A 281-nucleotide genomic window follows, 5' to 3' on the forward strand; every position below is an offset into this window, starting at 1 on the left:
GGGTCCTCCTCCTTTGATTGTTCGAGGGCCGGTCTCTCAACAACCAAGCCTAGAGACAATCCTAGAGGCTACTCCCAGCATGGAATTTGAGAGCGTCAGGGCTGCTTCATTAGACCAAAGAATGGATATTCTATCTAATCTTACTCGGCAATCAGGTGAGGCAACGATGCTAGAAGATGGGACACCGGAAGTAGAAGAGGGAATGGCCAAAGCGTTATGGGAAGAAGTTAGGGAACATGTTGATGAAGATCGATCTTCAGCAGCTACCCCTCCATTCTCCT

General features: G+C 48.8%; 1 protein-coding gene. It reads left to right on the forward strand.

What is annotated here, in order from left to right; translation table 11 throughout:
• Positions 1-79: 79 nt before the first annotated feature.
• Positions 80-281, forward strand: a 202-nt coding sequence (locus MN204_RS20485; protein ID WP_249872903.1) for a hypothetical protein, incomplete at its 3' end; no start/stop codon positions are given.

Origin of the sequence: Oceanobacillus saliphilus, assembly GCF_023522835.1 — a bacterium.
GTDB classification, from domain to species: Bacteria; Bacillota; Bacilli; order Bacillales; family Amphibacillaceae; genus Oceanobacillus; species Oceanobacillus saliphilus.